Annotated in this window: 13 protein-coding genes; 10 read left to right on the top strand and 3 right to left on the bottom strand. The window is 71.4% G+C overall.

What is annotated here, in order from left to right; genetic code table 11:
• The first annotated feature begins 129 nt into the window (after positions 1 to 129).
• A complete protein-coding gene (locus ACIOGX_RS16140) occupies positions 130 to 2,364 on the top strand; it encodes a hypothetical protein (RefSeq protein WP_401913697.1) in 2,235 nt (744 codons plus the stop codon).
• Between the two features lie 89 nt (positions 2,365 to 2,453).
• On the opposite strand, the gene ACIOGX_RS16135 is transcribed toward ACIOGX_RS16140, so the two are convergent.
• Positions 2,454 to 3,119 (bottom strand): TIGR03086 family metal-binding protein, encoded by a 666-nt coding sequence (locus tag ACIOGX_RS16135; RefSeq protein ID WP_401766387.1) that lies wholly within the window; start codon positions 3,117 to 3,119, stop codon positions 2,454 to 2,456.
• A gap of 181 nt (positions 3,120 to 3,300) precedes the next feature.
• Here ACIOGX_RS16135 and ACIOGX_RS16130 point away from each other — a divergent pair, with 181 nt between their 5' ends.
• From ACIOGX_RS16130 to ACIOGX_RS16105, 6 genes are all read left to right on the top strand, one after another.
• A complete protein-coding gene (locus tag ACIOGX_RS16130; protein ID WP_356510286.1) occupies positions 3,301 to 4,062 on the top strand; it encodes a DUF1684 domain-containing protein in 762 nt (253 codons plus the stop codon).
• A 79-nt stretch (positions 4,063 to 4,141) separates the two neighbouring features.
• Positions 4,142 to 5,662, top strand: coding sequence for an ABC transporter substrate-binding protein (locus ACIOGX_RS16125; protein WP_401913694.1), 1,521 nt, complete (start codon positions 4,142 to 4,144; stop codon positions 5,660 to 5,662).
• A gap of 121 nt (positions 5,663 to 5,783) precedes the next feature.
• Positions 5,784 to 6,749, top strand: a complete 966-nt coding sequence (locus tag ACIOGX_RS16120) for an ABC transporter permease (protein ID WP_383963012.1) — start codon at positions 5,784 to 5,786, stop codon at positions 6,747 to 6,749.
• The gene (locus tag ACIOGX_RS16115) at positions 6,746 to 7,657 is read left to right on the top strand and encodes an ABC transporter permease (RefSeq protein WP_356510280.1); all 912 of its coding nucleotides are present in this window, start codon (positions 6,746 to 6,748) and stop codon (positions 7,655 to 7,657) included. Before ACIOGX_RS16120 ends, ACIOGX_RS16115 begins: the two co-directional genes overlap by 4 nt.
• A complete protein-coding gene (locus ACIOGX_RS16110; protein WP_356510278.1) occupies positions 7,654 to 8,484 on the top strand; it encodes an ABC transporter ATP-binding protein in 831 nt (276 codons plus the stop codon). Before ACIOGX_RS16115 ends, ACIOGX_RS16110 begins: the two co-directional genes overlap by 4 nt.
• Complete coding sequence (locus tag ACIOGX_RS16105) at positions 8,481 to 9,344, top strand: ABC transporter ATP-binding protein (RefSeq protein ID WP_401913689.1); 864 nt, start codon at positions 8,481 to 8,483, stop codon at positions 9,342 to 9,344. The genes ACIOGX_RS16110 and ACIOGX_RS16105 overlap by 4 nt, the downstream gene beginning before the upstream one ends.
• Before the next feature lie 66 nt (positions 9,345 to 9,410).
• On the opposite strand, the gene aceB is transcribed toward ACIOGX_RS16105, so the two are convergent.
• Together aceB and ACIOGX_RS16095 are read right to left on the bottom strand one after the other, a co-directional pair.
• Positions 9,411 to 11,042, bottom strand: coding sequence for a malate synthase A (gene aceB / locus ACIOGX_RS16100; protein WP_356510274.1), 1,632 nt, complete (start codon positions 11,040 to 11,042; stop codon positions 9,411 to 9,413).
• 213 nt (positions 11,043 to 11,255) lie between these two features.
• The gene (locus ACIOGX_RS16095) at positions 11,256 to 11,876 is read right to left on the bottom strand and encodes an NTP transferase domain-containing protein (RefSeq protein WP_401913686.1); all 621 of its coding nucleotides are present in this window, start codon (positions 11,874 to 11,876) and stop codon (positions 11,256 to 11,258) included.
• A gap of 187 nt (positions 11,877 to 12,063) precedes the next feature.
• Here ACIOGX_RS16095 and ACIOGX_RS16090 point away from each other — a divergent pair, with 187 nt between their 5' ends.
• The 3 genes from ACIOGX_RS16090 (at position 12,064) to ACIOGX_RS16080 (ending at position 15,715) form a co-directional block, all read left to right on the top strand.
• Positions 12,064 to 12,381 carry a DUF5955 family protein gene (locus tag ACIOGX_RS16090; RefSeq protein WP_356510270.1) on the top strand — a complete coding sequence of 106 codons (318 nt, stop codon included), beginning with the start codon at positions 12,064 to 12,066 and terminating at the stop codon, positions 12,379 to 12,381.
• A 120-nt stretch (positions 12,382 to 12,501) separates the two neighbouring features.
• Entirely contained in the window at positions 12,502 to 13,263 is a 762-nt protein-coding gene (locus ACIOGX_RS16085; RefSeq protein WP_401913683.1) for a TetR/AcrR family transcriptional regulator, read from the top strand.
• Complete coding sequence (locus tag ACIOGX_RS16080) at positions 13,250 to 15,715, top strand: SpoIIE family protein phosphatase (protein ID WP_401913680.1); 2,466 nt, start codon at positions 13,250 to 13,252, stop codon at positions 15,713 to 15,715. The genes ACIOGX_RS16085 and ACIOGX_RS16080 overlap by 14 nt, the downstream gene beginning before the upstream one ends.
• The last annotated feature ends 80 nt before the right edge of the window (positions 15,716 to 15,795 follow it).

The following is a 15,795-nucleotide window of genomic DNA, read 5'->3' as shown; positions in this document are numbered from 1 at the left end:
CGTATACCCGTCCGTCTGTGAAGAAGGAGTGTGGGCCGGTCACTTGGGGCGATACCGTCCCCGGTGGCGCCGCTGCGTGTCACCCTCGGCCGGAGGCCGTTGTCAGACCCTCGTGGCAGCATTCCGGCCATGGATCTCGTACAGGTATTAGCCGATCTCGATGCCCAGCCGTGGGCGGAACTCGAACACGCGTACGGCAGCGCCGAAGACCTGCCCGAACAGCTGCGGGCACTGGCGGGCGCGGACGAGGAGGCGGCGGCGGAGGCCCTGGGCGAGCTGTACAGCAGCATCCTCCACCAGGGATCGGTGTACGAGGCGTCCGCGCGGGCCGTGCCGTATCTCGCCGGGCTGGCCGCCGCCGGGGTGCGGACCGGAGACCTGCTGGTCCTGCTCGGAGGGATAGCCGAGAGCGAGGGCGTCTACGACGGTACGCCGCCCGGCGAGTGCCAGGCCGCAGTCATCGGCCAACTGCCCCTGATCCTGCCTCTGGTCGACGCGGAGGACGCGGCGGTGCGGCAGGCGGCGGTCTGGGCGGCGGCGCGCACGGGGGCCGCGGAACGGGTTCTTCCGGTACTGCTGCGGTGCTGGGAGCGGGAGGAAGAGCCGCTCGTACGGGCCGAGTTGCTCGCCGGGGCGGTGCTGCTCGACTCCGCGGGCCCCGCTGCGGCCATGGTCACCGCCGCGCTGGAGGCGGGGGAGCCGGCGGAGCTGCGCATCGCCGCGGTCCTGGGCTCGCTGGACCTGGGACTGCCCTGGACCGGGACGCACCACCGGGCGGTGCTCTCCCTGCTGCCGGCCGACCCCCTGGTCGCCGGCCGCTTGGATCTGGAGCAGACGGAACCGCTCCACCGCATCGTCGACGCCCTGCTGGAGCGCGACACCTCCGACGACCGCGAAGCCGCCCTGGCGCTGCTCGACTTCGCGCTGCGCGTCCCCGACGACGACATCCGCGCGGAGGCCCTGTGGGCGACGGAACAGGCGTGCGTGACCTCACGGAGCGCACCCGCCCGGCTCGCGGACCCGCTGATCGCGCTGCTGGACGACCCGGTCTCCGCGCGGCCCGCCCTCAGCGCCCTGGACAAGCTCGGACCGCACGCGGCCGCCGCGGCGCCCGCGCTGGCGGCGCTCGCCTCAGGCGGCGGCGACGCGGGCCCTGCCCGGGACCTGGCGGACCGCGCGCTCAAGGCCCTGGTCGGCGTGGCCCCGGAGCGGGCCGCCCCGCTGCTCGCGCGTGATCTGCCCGAGCGCCCGGCGGCCCTCGGGGCCGCCTGCGGATTCCCGTACGACCGGCGCGACGGACCGTTCCCGTACCACCCGGAGTTGCTGGCCGCCGCCAGGGCCAGGCTGACCGCGCCGGAGCTCGGCGGGAACGAGCCGATCCATCTCGTCCGGCTGCTCGCCTCCTGGGGCGAGCGGGCCGCGCCCGCCTTCCCCGAACTGGCCGCGTCGCTGGGCAGGTTCCCCGTGTTCGTGCCCGCCGCGCTGGCGGCCGTCGACCCAGGGCGGGCCGTCGGACCGCTGGCGGAGGCCGCCGTATCGGGCCCCGAGCAGGGCCGGTTCGCCGCCGCGCGTGCGCTCCATTCCCTCGCCGGCGACTCCGTCACCGGCGGCCCGGAACCGCTGCTGACCGTCCTCGCCGCGGAACTCGCCGCGGACGACACCCACCGCATACGGCAGGCCGCCCGCGCCACGGCCGATCTCGGCGAGGACGCCGCCGTACTGCTTCCGCGGCTGCGGGCGGCGCTCAGCACGGACGAGCACCGCGTGACGGCACCGCGCCTGGACGCCGACCTGGACATCGCCCTGGCCCTGTGGAGGGTGACCGGTGATCCCGGGGAAGCGCTGCCGGTGATCGCGGCCGTCCTGGAGGCGACGGACACCGAGTGGATGCGCTGGACCGCCGTGAACGCGGCCCGCGCCGCCGCCCGCCTCGGCCCGGCCGCGGCGGCGCTCCGTCCCGCACTGGAACGGGGCCTGGCCGATCCCGAACGGGCCCCGGCGATGGCCCAGGCCCTGCTCGCCATCGGAGCCGTCACGCACCACCGGGCGGACTGTGCCCACCACGCGGACCATGCCCACCGCGTGCGTCTCGCGGACACCCTGCTGCGCTGCGCCGAGCGCGACGCCGACCCGATGGGCGCCCTGGAAGCGCTCGCGGCCCTCGGCCCCGAATCCCTGACGGAGCCCGAACTCCACCGGCTGGCCTGCCTGGCGGAACGGGACCACCGGGTGTGGGGCACGGGCGTGGAACCGGACGTGGTCTCCTCGGACGCGCGCTTCCAGGAGAAGGCCCGCGCACTGCTGCGCACCGCCACCGCTACCGTCACCGCCTCCCGGCGCACCGACGCCCCGGCCACCGGCTGACCGCACTCGGTGGCCCGCCGATGACCGGGGCGTCGCTCCCGGGCCGCCGACCGCAGAGCCCCCCGGACCCTCGGGCGGCCGGCCCCGGCTCACTCCCCGGGCCGCCAGTCGGGGCGGCGGCCGGTCAGGCCGACCACCCGGTCCAGCAGCGGGGCGTCCTCGGGGACGTCGACCGGCGGCCCGAACACCCCGTCCGGAGCCTGGCCCGAGCCGTCGCCCGCGTCGGTCGCGTCGGTCGTGTCGGCTCCGCCGGGCCCGCCGGATCCGGCCACCGCGGGCGGGGTCAGCATCGCGAACGACGCCCGGAGCGACGCCTCGGCGGGGGCGTACGGCTGCCCCGTGCTCCGCGCCAGGTCCCAGCCATGGATCTGTACTTCATTGAGAGCCACCAGTCCGGCCACCGCACCCGGAAGATCGACTCCGCCGATCCGGGTGCCGCCCTCCCACGCGGCGGGCGAACGCCAGGCCTCGGCCAGCTCGTCCAGCTGCCGGGGCAGCACCTCGCGCCAGTCGTCCGGCAGTACGGGCAGGGCCGCGTCCGGCGGTGTGTCCGTCGTCGGCCCCGGCTTCTTCGCCGCGGCGTCGCGGAACGCCACCGTCAGTCCGACGAGATGCGCCAGCACCTCGCGTACCGCGTAGTCGGGGCAGGGCGTCGGGCCGGAGAGCTGGTCATCCTTGATACCGCCCAGCAACCGCGCGACCTCGCGGCACGCGGGCCCCAGGTCGAACGGCTCCATCTCTGTCTGTGTGTCCATATGAGGGAGACCGGCCCGGCCGCCGAAACTCATCGCTCCGGAGCACTTCGAGACATCCTGTCTCGAAGGATGGTCAATCATGGCTGGAAATAACCCTATGTATGTACGATCCACTCGTTCCAGACCCCACAGCGATGCCGCGCGGGATCGAACCCTTCCGTCAGACCGGAGCGAGTCCCGCATGTCCCTGCATACGCGTTCTCAGGAGGCCGAGGAGGCCCAGGAGGCCGAGGAGGCCCAGGAACTCCACGAGGCCCGGACGGCGCTGGAGACCTGGCACGCCGCGCGGCGGACCGCCGTGACCGGCCCCGTCGGCAACTTGGCGCTGACAGAGACCCGGTGGCTGGATCCCGGAGTGGACGCCGCCGAGGAGCGCGCCAGGACCGTGGTCCCGGACGGTGTGACCCTCACCACCGTCCGCCGGACCAACCTCCATACCGGCGAGCCGGAAGAGGCGCTGCGCTTCTGGGACGCGAACGCTCCGGCCATCCGGCATTTCTCGCATATCGCCTCATATCCCTTCCGTCCGGACTGGGTGATCGAGGCCACCTTCACCCCGGTATCCACCGAGCGCCGGGTGCCGTTCGAGCACATGCGCGACAGCGGGGGCAGCCGCGAACTGGTTGTCCCCGGCGATATCCACGTCACACTGGACGGTGTGGACTACACGCTGTCGGCCTTCGACGACGACGGGACGCTCCTCCTGGTCTTCGGTGACCCGACGAACGGCGGCGACACCTACGGCGCCGGCCGCTTCCTGTTCGTCCCGCGCGAGCCGGGCGGCGAGACGGTCGTACTGGACTTCAACCACGCCTTCGTGCCGCCGTGCGGATTCTCCGCTCAGTACAACTGTCCACTGCCGCCGCGGCAGAACCGGCTGCACCTGCCCGTCGAGGCGGGCGAGAAGCTTCCGGTCTTCCGCGACGGCTACACGGTCAACTGAGCACACCCGAGGCACCACGGCCGGATCCCACCACCCCTCCCCGGGGACCCCGTCCGGCAGTCGATCAGGAGAAGAAGTGATGAGAAAGTCCGTACCGCTGCTCGGCGGCACCCTGGTGGTCACCCTGTCCCTCGCCCTCACCGCCTGCGGCGCCGGGACCGACAACAAGACGAGCGATTCACCCTCCGGCTCGTACGACAAGAACGCGACCGTCGGTATCGGCTCGCTCTACGAACCGCAGAATCTGGACAACACCGGAGGCGGCGGCCAGGGCGTGACCGAGGCGCTCAACGGCAATGTCTACGAGGGGCTGTTCACCCTCACCGACAGCGGCAAGACAGAGAAGCGGCTCGCCAAGGACTACACCGTCAGCCCGGACGGCCTCACGTACACCTTCACCCTGCGCGACGGCGTGACGTTCCACTCGGGCAAGGCGCTCACCTCCGCCGATGTGAAGTACAGCATCGAGAAGGTCCGCGCCGAGAACTCCCAGTCGGCGCGCAAGAGCAGCTTCGACATGGTCAAGTCGATCACGACCCCGGACCCGGCCACCGTCAAGGTGACCCTCTCGTCCAAGTCGATCTCCTTCGTCTACAACCTCAGCTATGTGTGGGTGGTCAACTCCGCGGCCAAGGACCTCAAGACCTCGGAGGACGGCACCGGCCCCTACACACTGGACAAGTGGACCCGGGGCTCCGCGCTGAGCCTGGCGCGCTTCCCGGGGTACTGGGGTACGCCGGCGACCAACGCGAAGGTCGTCTTCCACTACTACAAGGACGCGACCGCCCTCAACAACGCGCTGCTCACCAACGCCGTGGACGTGGTGACCAGCGAGCAGAGCCCGGACGCCCTCGACCAGTTCAAGAACAACCCGAACTACAAGGTCAACGACGGGAACTCGACCACCAAGCTGCTGCTGGCCTTCAACGACCGCGTCAAGCCGTTCGACAACGTCAAGGTGCGCAAGGCCGTCAGCTCCGCGATCGACAACAAGAAGCTGCTCCAGTCGGTCTGGGGCGACCACGGCACACTGATCGGCTCGATGGTCCCGCCCACCGACCCCTGGTACGAGGACCTCACCAAGGTCAACCCGTACGACGTGACGCTCGCCAGGAAGCAGCTCGCCGAGGCCGGCTACCCCAAGGGCTTCCGCTTCACGCTCGACACCCCCAACTACGACCCGCACCCGACGGCCGCCACCTTCATCAAGTCGGAACTGGCCAAGGTCGGTATCAAGGTCGACATCAACATCATCACGCCGGACGAGTGGTACACCAAGGTCTACAAGAACCGCGACTTCGGCGCGACGCTCCAGGAGCACGTCAACGACCGGGATGTCGTCTGGTACGGCAACCCGGACTTCTACTGGGGCTACGACAACAAGCAGGTCACCGAGTGGGTGAAGCAGGCCGAGCAGTCGGACACCACCGACGGGCAGACGGCCCTGCTGAAGAAGGTCAACCGGCAGATCGCCGAGGACGCGGCGAGCGACTGGCTCTACCTCTACCCGCAGATCGTCGTGGCCAACACCACGCTGTCGGGCTACCCGCTCAACGGTCTCAACTCGCAGTTCCACGCCTACGGCATCAAGAAGAGCTGACGCTCCATGTGAGCTGACGCTCCATGTGAGCTGACGCTCGCCCCCGCCGTGCGGGCCCGGCCGCCTCACTCCGGGCCCGCACCGCGGACTCCCCACTTCCGTCGATCGGTCCCCCTGCCTGATGATCTCCTACCTGCTGCGACGGCTGGCCTTCCTGGCCGGCTCACTGTTCCTGGCCAGCGTGGTGCTCTTCCTGCTGCTGCGGCTGCTCCCCGGCGACCCGGCGAACTCCCTGCTCTCGGTCGGCGCCACCCCGGAGCAGATCGCCGCCGCCCGCCATGAGATCGGCTCGGACCGCCCCGTACCGGAACAGTTCGTCCACTGGCTCCACCAACTCGCCACCTTCGACCTGGGGAACTCGTTCGTCAGCACGCTCCCGGTGGGCCCGGAGATCACCTCCCGGCTCGATGTCACCGTCCCGCTGACGCTGCTCTCCTTCCTGCTCGCCGTGGTGATCGCCGTCCCCGTCGGCTTCATCGCGGCCCACCGGTCGGCCACCTGGTACGGGACGCTGATCAGCGGGATCTCCCAACTGGGCATCGCCGTCCCGGTCTTCTGGATCGGGATGATCCTCATCACCGTCTTCGCGCTGCGCCTCGGGGTGCTGCCCGCCGGAGGCTTCCCGCCGGACGGCTGGGCGCGGCCGGGGGAGGCGCTCACCTCGCTGGCCCTGCCGGTGATCACCGTCGCGCTGGTGATGTCGGCCTCCCTCATCCGGTACGTACGGTCCGCCGCGCTGGACGTCCTCGACAGCGACTATCTGCGTACGGCCAGGGCCCTGGGCTCGTCCTTCAACCGGGCGATGTGGCGGCACGGCATGCGCAACGGCGCGGTGCCGGTCGTCTCCGTCCTCGGGATCGAACTCGCCACCACCCTGCTCGGCGCGGTGGTCGTCGAGACGGTGTTCGCGCTGCCGGGCCTGGGCAGCCTGCTCGCCCAGGCCGTCGCCCAGCACGACTACCCCACGGTCCAGGGGGTCCTCTTCGTGAGCACCTTCGCGGTGCTGGTCATCGGCTTCCTCAGTGATCTCGCGCAGCGGCTGATCGATCCCCGGCTGCGCGGCCGACTGTCGGGAGGCACCCGATGAGCGAGCGCACCGATCTGACCCCCGGCCCTGGCGAGGCCACGGACCTCACCCCGGCGGCCGTGCCCGCCGTGGAGAGCGCGCGGCCGGCCACCCGTACCCGGCGCTCCCCGGCCCTGGTGGCCGGCTGCGTCCTGCTCGGACTGATCGTCGTCACCGCGCTGGTCTCGCTGTTCTGGGTCCCGTACGCCCCCGACGACACGACGGGCGGCCGGCTCACGGCGCCCGGACTGCCGCATCTGCTCGGCACCGACAAGCTCGGCCGCGATCTGCTGACCCAGCTGATGACCGGCGCGCGCATCGCGCTGGAGGCCGGACTTGGCGCCCTCGCGATCGGGACGGTGCTTGGTGTCTGCCTCGGTCTCGCCGCGGGCTTCGCCACCCGATGGCTCGACGACACCCTCTCCACCCTGCTGGACGTCCTGATCGCCTTCCCCACCCTCCTTCTGGCGATGCTGATGGTGGCGGCCCGCTCCGCCTCGCTCAGCTCCGCGATCCTCGCCATCGGGCTCGCGATGACGGCCGTGGTGGCCCGGCTGACCCGGATCCTGGTCAAACGGGTGCTGGCGCAGGACTACATCACGGCGGCGCGCACCTCGGGCACCTCCTGGCCCCGTGTCATCACCGGCCATGTACTGCCCAATATCTGGCCCACCCTGGGGGTGAACCTCGCCCAGCAGTTCGGCCTCGCCGTCATGGCCGAGGCGAGCCTGTCGTTCCTCGGGCTCGGCGCCCCGCCGCCGAACGCGTCCTGGGGGCGCATGCTCCACGAGGCACAGGCGACCGTGTTCACCGCTCCCACCGGGGTCATCGCCCCCGGAGTACTGCTGGTCATGCTGGTCGTGGGCGTCAATCTGATCGCCGACGGACTGCGCGACACCCTCGACCCCACCCGGCGGAGGACCCGATGAACGCGCGCGATACGCGGGTGCTCGACGTCAACGGACTGACGATCCGCACCGGTCAGGGCCGGACCCTGGTCTCCGGCCTGACGTTCTCGGTCGGCGCGGGCTCGCGGCTCGGCCTGGTCGGCGAGTCCGGCTCCGGCAAGTCCCTCACCGCGCTCGCCGTACTGGGCCTGCTGCCCTCCGGAATGACCGCCTCGGGCAGCATCGTCCTGAGGACGGCCCCGGACGCACCGGGCACGGACGTCATCGGCGCGACCGAGCAGCGGCTGACGGCCCTGCGCGGCCGGGCCGCCACCGCCGTCTTCCAGGAGCCCCTCACCGCGCTCGACCCGCTGATGCGGATCGGCGGCCAGCTCGCCGAACCGCTGCGCCGGTGGCGCGGGCTGCGCGGAGCGGCGCTGCGCCGCGCCGTGGCGGACGCCCTCGATCAGGTACGGCTCCCCGACCCCGAGCGGATCACGCGCGCCTATCCGCACGAGATCTCCGGCGGACAGCGGCAGCGGGTCGCGCTCGCCATGGCGCTGGCCTGCGAACCGGCCCTGCTGATCGCGGACGAGCCCACCACCGCCCTCGATGTCACCGTCCAGTCGGAGGTGCTCGCGCTGCTGGACGGGCTCGTCGCCGAGCGGGACATGGCGCTGCTGTTCGTCAGCCACGACCTGGCCGTGGTCTCGTCCGTCACCGATCACGTCCTGGTGCTCAAGGACGGGTCGGCCGTCGAGTCCGGCAGCGTGGACGACATCGTGCGGCGCCCCCGGCACCCGTACACCCGGGATCTGGTGGACAGCGCCCGGCACCTCGAAAGCGCACTGGAACGGATCGTCCGATGACCACTCCGATCACGGGCACCCCGGGGCCGGCCACCCCGCCGCCGGGCCCCCGGGCCGCCGTCCCCGCGCGGGCCGCCGCCCCCGCGATCCTGGCCGCGCGGGACGCCGGGTTCGCCTACCGGGGCGCGCCCCCCGTCCTGCACGACGTCTCCCTCGACATCACCGCGGGCCGCAGCCTCGGGCTGGTCGGCGAGTCCGGGGCGGGCAAGACCACGGTGCTGCGGCTGCTGCTCGGCCTCACCCGCCCCACGAGCGGGCGGATCCTGTTCGACGGGGACGAGCTGAGGCTCCGCGACCGCGAGCAGATGCGCCGCTTCCGGCGCGGCGTACAGAGCGTGTTCCAGGACCCGTACTCCTCGCTCGACCCCCGGCAGCGGGTCAGCGGCATCGTCGCGGAGCCGCTGCGCTCGCTCGGTCTGAGCCGGCCGGCGGCGCGCGGGGCGGAGGATCCGCGCGTCGCCGCCGCGCTGGAGGCGGTCGGTCTGCCCGCCGACGCCGCCCGCCGCTATCCGCACGAGTTCTCCGGCGGCCAGCGCCAGCGCATCGCCATCGCCAGAGCCACGGTGTGCGACCCCCGCGTGCTGCTCGCCGACGAACCGGTCAGCGCGCTCGATGTCACCACCCGCGTCAGGATCGTCGACCTGCTCGTCGAGCTGAAGGAGACACGGGGGCTGACCATCGCGATGGTCTCGCACGACCTGTCGGTGGTGGCGGCGCTGTGCGAGCGGACGGCGGTGCTGGAGAACGGGCGGGTCGTGGAGCAGGGCGACACCGCGGCGGTCCTCGGCTCGCCCTCGCATCCGTACTCGCGGCGGCTGATCGCGAGCGTACCGAGGCTTCCGTCCCCCGAGACCCTCTGAGATCCGGCACGCGCAGACCCCCGGCGCCGTGCGGGACACCGGGGGCGGTCCGTACACCGGGAGGCGTCAGCCGCGCAGTTGCTCGTACGCCGGGAGCGTGAGGAAGTCCGCGTAGTCGTCGTCGAGCGCGACCGTCAGCAGCAGATCGTGGGCCTGCTGCCAGCGGCCGGCCGCGAAGGCCTCCTCGCCGATCTCGGCGCGGATCGCGGCGAGTTCGTCGGCGGCGAGGGTGCGGGTCAGTTCCGGGGTGGCGCGTACGGTACGGCCGTCGTGGTCGAACTCGACGCCCGCGTTGATCCACTGCCAGATCTGCGAACGGGAGATCTCGGCGGTCGCCGCGTCCTCCATCAGGTTGAAGATCGCGACGGCGCCCATGCCCCGCAGCCACGCCTCGATGTAACGGATGCCGACCTGGACGGCGTTGCGCAGGCCCTCGTACGTGGGCCGCGCGTCGAGCGAGTCGACGGCGATCAGATCGCCCGCGGCGACGGAGACGTCCTCGCGCAGCCGGTCCTTCTGGTTCGGGCGGTCGCCGAGGACCGCGTCGAAGGAGGCCAGGGCGATCGGGACCAGATCGGGGTGGGCGACCCAGGACCCGTCGAAGCCGTCGTGCGCCTCGCGGTCCTTGTCGGCCTTGACCTTCTCGAAGGCGACCTTGTTGACCTCGGCGTCGTGCCGGGACGGGATGAAGGCCGCCATGCCGCCGATCGCGTGGGCGCCGCGCTTGTGGCAGGTACGGACGAGCAGTTCGGTGTACGCGCGCATGAACGGGGCCGTCATCGTCACCGCGTTGCGGTCCGGCAGCACGAACTTGGCGCCGCCGTCCCGGAAGTTCTTGACGATCGAGAAGAGATAGTCCCAGCGGCCCGCGTTCAGCCCGGAGGCGTGGTCGCGCAGCTCGTAGAGGATCTCCTCCATCTCGTACGCGGCGGTGATCGTCTCGATCAGCACGGTCGCGCGGACGGTCCCCCGCGGAATGCCCACGTAGTCCTGGGCGAAGACGAAGACATCGTTCCAGAGGCGGGCCTCCAGATACGATTCCGTCTTCGGCAGATAGAAGTACGGGCCCTTGCCCAGCTCGATCAGGCGCTTGGCGTTGTGGAAGAAGTACAGCCCGAAGTCGACCAGCGCGCCCGGCACCTGCTCGCCGTTCAGCTGGAGATGACGCTCCGCCAGATGCCAGCCGCGCGGGCGCATCACGACGGTCGCGAGCTGATCGGCGTCCTTGAGGGCGTACGACTTGCCGGAGCGCGGGTCGGTGAAGTCGATACGGCGCTGGTACGCGTCGCTCAGATTGAGCTGGCCGAGGATCACATTCTCCCAGGTGGGGGCGGAGGCGTCCTCGAAGTCGGCGAGCCAGACGCGCGCACCGGAGTTGAGCGCGTTGATGGTCATCTTCCGGTCGGTCGGACCCGTGATCTCCACCCGGCGGTCGTCCAGCGCGGCCGGCGAGGGCGCGACCCGCCAGCTGTCGTCCTCGCGGATCGCCGCGGTCTCCGGCAGGAAGTCCAGGCTGGAGGTACGGGCGATCTCGGCCCGGCGCTCGGCGCGGCGGGCCAGCAGCTCGTCACGGCGCGGGGTGAACCGCCGGTGCAGCTCCGCCACGAAGGTGAGGGCCGCTTCGGTGAGCACCTCGTCCTGCCGGGGCAGTGGTTCGGCATCGACGACGGCCAGCGGGGAGGGCGCTGGTGCGGACATGAGCTGTCACTCCTTCACGGGCGGTGCCTGGGACCGCCGTTCGGCCCAGAACGGCACGGAGTGCCGAGGCGTGGGGGGACGGTCGCGGGCGCCGTTCGGCGGATAGGGCGCTTCTGACCTGTGGATAATAGTTTCCTCATGGTGGAAGTTCAATGGTTTGTTGATATCGAGATTCTCCGGGTCGACAGACCGTGGCTCCGCGTGCCAGGGCCCTCACTCCAGGTGCGACAGATCTTCCTCCGTGTCGATGTCGTACGCCCGCGCGACATCCCCGCACTCCACGCGCGCGATCTCGTTCTCGTGTGCCCGCAGATACGCGCGGGCACCGCGATCACCCTCCGCGTCCGCCGCGATCTCCGCCCACCGGCGGGCGCCGAACAGCACGGGATGGCCGCGCTTCCCGTCGTACGAGGCCGCCACGAGCGAATCCGGGGTGCGGTACGCGCCCACCACCCGGGCCACCGCCGCCGCACCGATCCCCGGCTGGTCCACCAGCAGCACCACCACCGCCTCCGCGTCCGTGCCCACCAGCGAGGCGAGCCCCGCGCGCAGCGAGGACCCCATGCCCTCGGCCCACCGCGGATTGTCGACCAGTACGCATCCCGGCAGCTCGGCCCGGCTCCGTACCTCGCGCGCCGCCGCCCCCAGCACCACATGCACCGGTCCGCATCCGCCCTCGCGCAGGGCGCGCGCGCCGTGCTCGACCAACGGCCGCCCCCGATGCGTCAGCAGCGCCTTGGGCCGTCCCCCCAGCCTGCGCCCGCCGCCGGCGGCGAGCAGCAGCCCGGCCACCGGGGGAGAGGGCGGGCTCGTGTCCTTCGCTGTGCCTGGCATGAGTACTGCGTACCTCAATCCGTCGTACTTCGCTCTGTGGAGTGGCGCGTACCGCGCGTAATGGCGTTAACTTGCCCGCGAACCTTGGCGCTTGACCACCGTCCGAGGAGTCGGCCTTTGGTGTGCGGCGGTACAGGAACGGGCCCGGCACAACGGCGTGTGCGGGCGAGGTGCGAGGGGGAGAGCTTTGTTACGGAGCGTGGGGCAGACGCCGGTGGCAGAGAAGGGCGAGGACCCGAGGGTCGCGGAGCTGCGGGCCGCGGTGTCCCGGCTCAGACGTGAACTGGCCGGATATCAGGCCGAGTTCAGGGACCGTGCCATCGCGGAGGACGAGTTGGCGGCCCTTGCCGCGATGGTGGCGAGCGGCGCCCCCGAGGCATCCCGTATGCGCCGTTCGCTGCTGCTGATCGTGGGCTCGATCGGTTCGGTCAGCGCGCTGGGGCAGGCGCTGATGGGCGTACGGGCCGCGGTCGATCTCTTCGGGGACGCGCCCCGCAGGCGCTGACGGAGCCCGTGCTTCTCACGGAGCCCGTGCTTCTCGCCGGGGCGATGATGGCGATGTCGGACTCTCGTAAAAATCATATCAATGAGTTCGAAATGGTGATATCACCTGTAAATTAGGTGTATGCAGAAGCGGACCGCGCGCACCCGGGAACGGGTGCTGGGCGCCGCGGCGGACCTCCTGACGAGCGAGGGCCGCGCGGCTGTATCCACCCGGGCGGTGAGCGCCGCGGCCGGGGTTCAGCCACCGACGCTGTACCGGCTGTTCGGTGACAAGGAGGGACTGCTCGACGCGCTCGCGGCCTACGGGTTCCGCCAGTACCTCATCGAGAAGCGGGCCCTGGAGGAGACCGACGACCCCCTCGCCGATCTGCGCCGCTCGTGGGACCTGCATGTGGATTTCGGCCTTTCGCGGCCGGGCTTCTACGTACTCATGTACGGCGAAGGGCGTTACCGAGGGGACATCCCCGAGGGGTCGGAGACCCACGCGATCCTGCGCCGGAACCTGACCCGGGTGGCGGTCGCCGGCCGGCTCCGCATGAGCGTGGAGCGTGCGACCCGGCTCATGCACGCCAGTGGTCTCGGTGTCGTGCTGTCACTGATCGCGACCCCGCCCTCCGAGCGCGATCTCGGACTTCCGGCGGTCGCCCGCGAACACGTACTGCGAACGATCACGACCGCGGGCGAGTGCGAGCAGGAGGCGGCGACGGACCTCGCGGGGCGGGCCGTGGCCCTGCGCGAGGCGTTGCGCGACCGCGGCACCACCGTGCTGACGCGTTCCGAGCGCGCGCTGCTGGCGGATTGGCTCGATCGCATCGCCGACACGGGTCCTCCTGTCGTCCGGTACGCACCCGACAGGAGGGATGGCCGCGATGGTCACGCCTAGGGACATGCCGCCGAACGCCGGAGGCGGGACAGGACGGACGATCGGCGCGCCCATAGCGGTCGTCGACGCGGAAGGGACCGTGGTCGGGTGGACCCAGGCCGCTGAGCGACTCGTCGGTTTCCCGGCCGCGGACGCGGTCGGCCGCGCCGCCACGGAGGTGCTGCCGACCCTTGACGGTGTCTCCACGGCATGGTCACGCGCGGAGCGGGACCGCGCCGAGTGCGGCCGGCCCGGGGGCGCCGGGCTCCGCCACCGCGACGGCAGCCCTCTGGACGTGACCCTCCGGGCCTGCCCGCTGTCGGGGCAGGGCGCGGGGACCCACTGGCTCGTCTCCGTGGCCGACATGACCGGGATCTCCTCGTGGCCGGTGAACGGGACGGGGGTCGAGTCGCTTCTGTCCAGTGCGCCGATCGGCATCGCCGTCCGCGATCCGGAACTGCGCTGTACCTGGGTGAACGACGCCCTGGCACTCCAGGACGGCCTCCCCCGTGAAGTACGGCTCGGGCGGCGGCTGACGGAGGTACTGCCGGGAAGCGAGGCCCAGAAGGTCGAGTCGGTGATGCGGCAGGTCCTGGAGAGCGGCATCCCGACAGTCGACCTCGAATACCGGGTGTGTCTGCCGGGCGCGCCCGACAGAGCGGTGCCACGCCGGGAGAATTCGTTCTCGACCTCCTTCTTCCGCCTCGATGACGCTCAGGGCCATGTCCTGGGTGTGTGCGTCATGAGCGTGGATGTGACGGACAGACAGCGAGCACGGGAGCGCCTGTCCGTCCTCAGCGAGGCCGGCACACGGATCGGCAGCACGTTGGACGTGATGCGGACCGGGCAGGAACTCGCCGACTTCGCCGTGCCGCGCATCGCGGAGTACGTCACCGTCGACCTGGCGGAGGCGGTACCGCTGGGCGAGGACTCCCTGGCCCGGCTCGGCGCGACGAACGGACGTATACCGGCCTTCCGCCGAGCCGGGGTCGCATCGATCCACGAGGGCGCCCCGGAGTCCCTCTGGCCACGGGGGGAGCAGGTCTTCGTCCCCGCGTCCTCGCCCTTCACCGAGGTCCTGACCTCGGGCAGATCCCACCTGGAACCGGTGCTGGACGTCGGCAGTACGTGGCTCGGTCAGGATCCGGGGCGGTCGGAGAAGATCCACGACTACGGGATGCACTCCCTGATGGTCGTGCCGATCCACGCGCGCGGGGCGGTACTGGGGGTGGCGGTCTTCGTCCGCATGGAGGACCCGGCGCCCTTCGAAGCGGATGATCTGCTCTTCGCCGAGGAACTCGTCTCTCGCGCCGCGCTGTCACTGGACAACGCCCGCCGGTACGTCCGCGAGCGTGCCGCGGCGTTCGCACTGCAACGCAACCTGCTCCCGCGCCGCATCACCGGCGGGGACGCCGTCGAGGTGGCTTCCCGCTACCTTCCGGCGGACACGGAGGACGGTGTGGGAGGTGACTGGTTCGATGTGATCCCCCTGTCCGGCGCCCGGGTCGCGCTTGTCGTGGGTGACGTCGTCGGGCACGGCATCAACGCCGCGGCGACCATGGGCAGGCTCCGCACGGCCGTGCATACGCTCGCGAACCTGGACCTGCCCCCCGACGAGCTGTTGGCCCATCTCGACGACACGATCGACCGCCTCGCCGAGGAGGGCACCGACTGCGAGGACCACACGACCGTGGCGGTGGGGGCCACCTGCCTCTACGCCGTCTACGACCCGGTGACGCGGCACTGCACGATGGCACGAGCGGGGCACCCGCCGCCCGCGATCATCGGGCCACAAGGCCAGGTCACCTTCCCCGACCTGCCGTCCGGCCTGCCGCTCGGCGTCGGGCTGGCCTCCTTCGAAGCCGCGGAGCTGGAACTTCCCGAGGGCTCCGTACTCGCCTTCTATACCGACGGACTGGTCGAGACCCGCGACCAGGACATCGACGCGGGGCTGCTGCGACTGGGCACTGCCCTGGCGGCGCGGCCGGACCGCCCCCTGGAACAGCTCTGCTCGGCCGTGATCGACACCTTGCCGGCCCAGGCACCGTTCGACGACGCCACGCTGCTCCTCGCCCGGACCCGCTCTCTCAGCCCGACGCAGGTCGCCTCCTGGGAGCTGGCGGACGATCCGGTCGTCGTCGGTCGGGCCCGCGCGTTGGTCACCGCTCAGCTGACCGAATGGGGACTGGAGAATCTCGCGGCCACCACCGAACTCATCGTCAGCGAACTGGTCACCAACGCCCTTCGCCATGGTGTCGCGCCCGTCACCCTCCGTCTGATCCGGCACCGCGTGCTTGTCTGCGAGGTCTCCGACGCCAGCGACACCGCCCCGCGCATGCGCCATGCCCGTGCGACCGACGAGGGTGGCCGGGGCCTCTTCATCGTCGCGCGGCTCTCCTGGAAACGAGGCACCCGCTACAGCGCCGAGGGCAAGATCGTCTGGGCCGAACAGGAACTCAAACCCGTGGAGTGAGCACGCTCGGCGGCGGAGGACCCTCTGCGTACCGGACGTTCACGGACGACTCCGAGGACGCGGCGAGCGCGCGTGCCGGG

Source organism: Streptomyces sp. NPDC088147, from assembly GCF_044741565.1.
Taxonomy (GTDB): Bacteria; Actinomycetota; Actinomycetes; order Streptomycetales; family Streptomycetaceae; genus Streptomyces.
The sequence above is the reverse complement of the archived record's forward strand: the minus strand, read 5'-3'. Positions and strand labels throughout refer to the sequence as shown.

Bases quoted from the DNA above. Each gene is read 5' to 3' on its own strand.
- ACIOGX_RS16115 (WP_356510280.1), top strand. From the start codon at position 6,746: ATGAGCGAGCGCACCGATCTGACCCCCGGCCCTGGCGAGGCCACGGAC.
- ACIOGX_RS16105 (WP_401913689.1), top strand. From the start codon at position 8,481: ATGACCACTCCGATCACGGGCACCCCGGGGCCGGCCACCCCGCCGCCG.
- aceB (WP_356510274.1), bottom strand. From the start codon at position 11,042: ATGTCCGCACCAGCGCCCTCCCCGCTGGCCGTCGTCGATGCCGAACCA.
- ACIOGX_RS16125 (WP_401913694.1), top strand. From the start codon at position 4,142: ATGAGAAAGTCCGTACCGCTGCTCGGCGGCACCCTGGTGGTCACCCTG.
- ACIOGX_RS16140 (WP_401913697.1), top strand. From the start codon at position 130: ATGGATCTCGTACAGGTATTAGCCGATCTCGATGCCCAGCCGTGGGCG.
- ACIOGX_RS16110 (WP_356510278.1), top strand. From the start codon at position 7,654: ATGAACGCGCGCGATACGCGGGTGCTCGACGTCAACGGACTGACGATC.
- ACIOGX_RS16135 (WP_401766387.1), bottom strand. From the start codon at position 3,119: ATGGACACACAGACAGAGATGGAGCCGTTCGACCTGGGGCCCGCGTGC.
- ACIOGX_RS16130 (WP_356510286.1), top strand. From the start codon at position 3,301: ATGTCCCTGCATACGCGTTCTCAGGAGGCCGAGGAGGCCCAGGAGGCC.
- ACIOGX_RS16120 (WP_383963012.1), top strand. From the start codon at position 5,784: ATGATCTCCTACCTGCTGCGACGGCTGGCCTTCCTGGCCGGCTCACTG.
- ACIOGX_RS16095 (WP_401913686.1), bottom strand. From the start codon at position 11,876: ATGCCAGGCACAGCGAAGGACACGAGCCCGCCCTCTCCCCCGGTGGCC.
- ACIOGX_RS16085 (WP_401913683.1), top strand. From the start codon at position 12,502: ATGCAGAAGCGGACCGCGCGCACCCGGGAACGGGTGCTGGGCGCCGCG.
- ACIOGX_RS16080 (WP_401913680.1), top strand. From the start codon at position 13,250: ATGGTCACGCCTAGGGACATGCCGCCGAACGCCGGAGGCGGGACAGGA.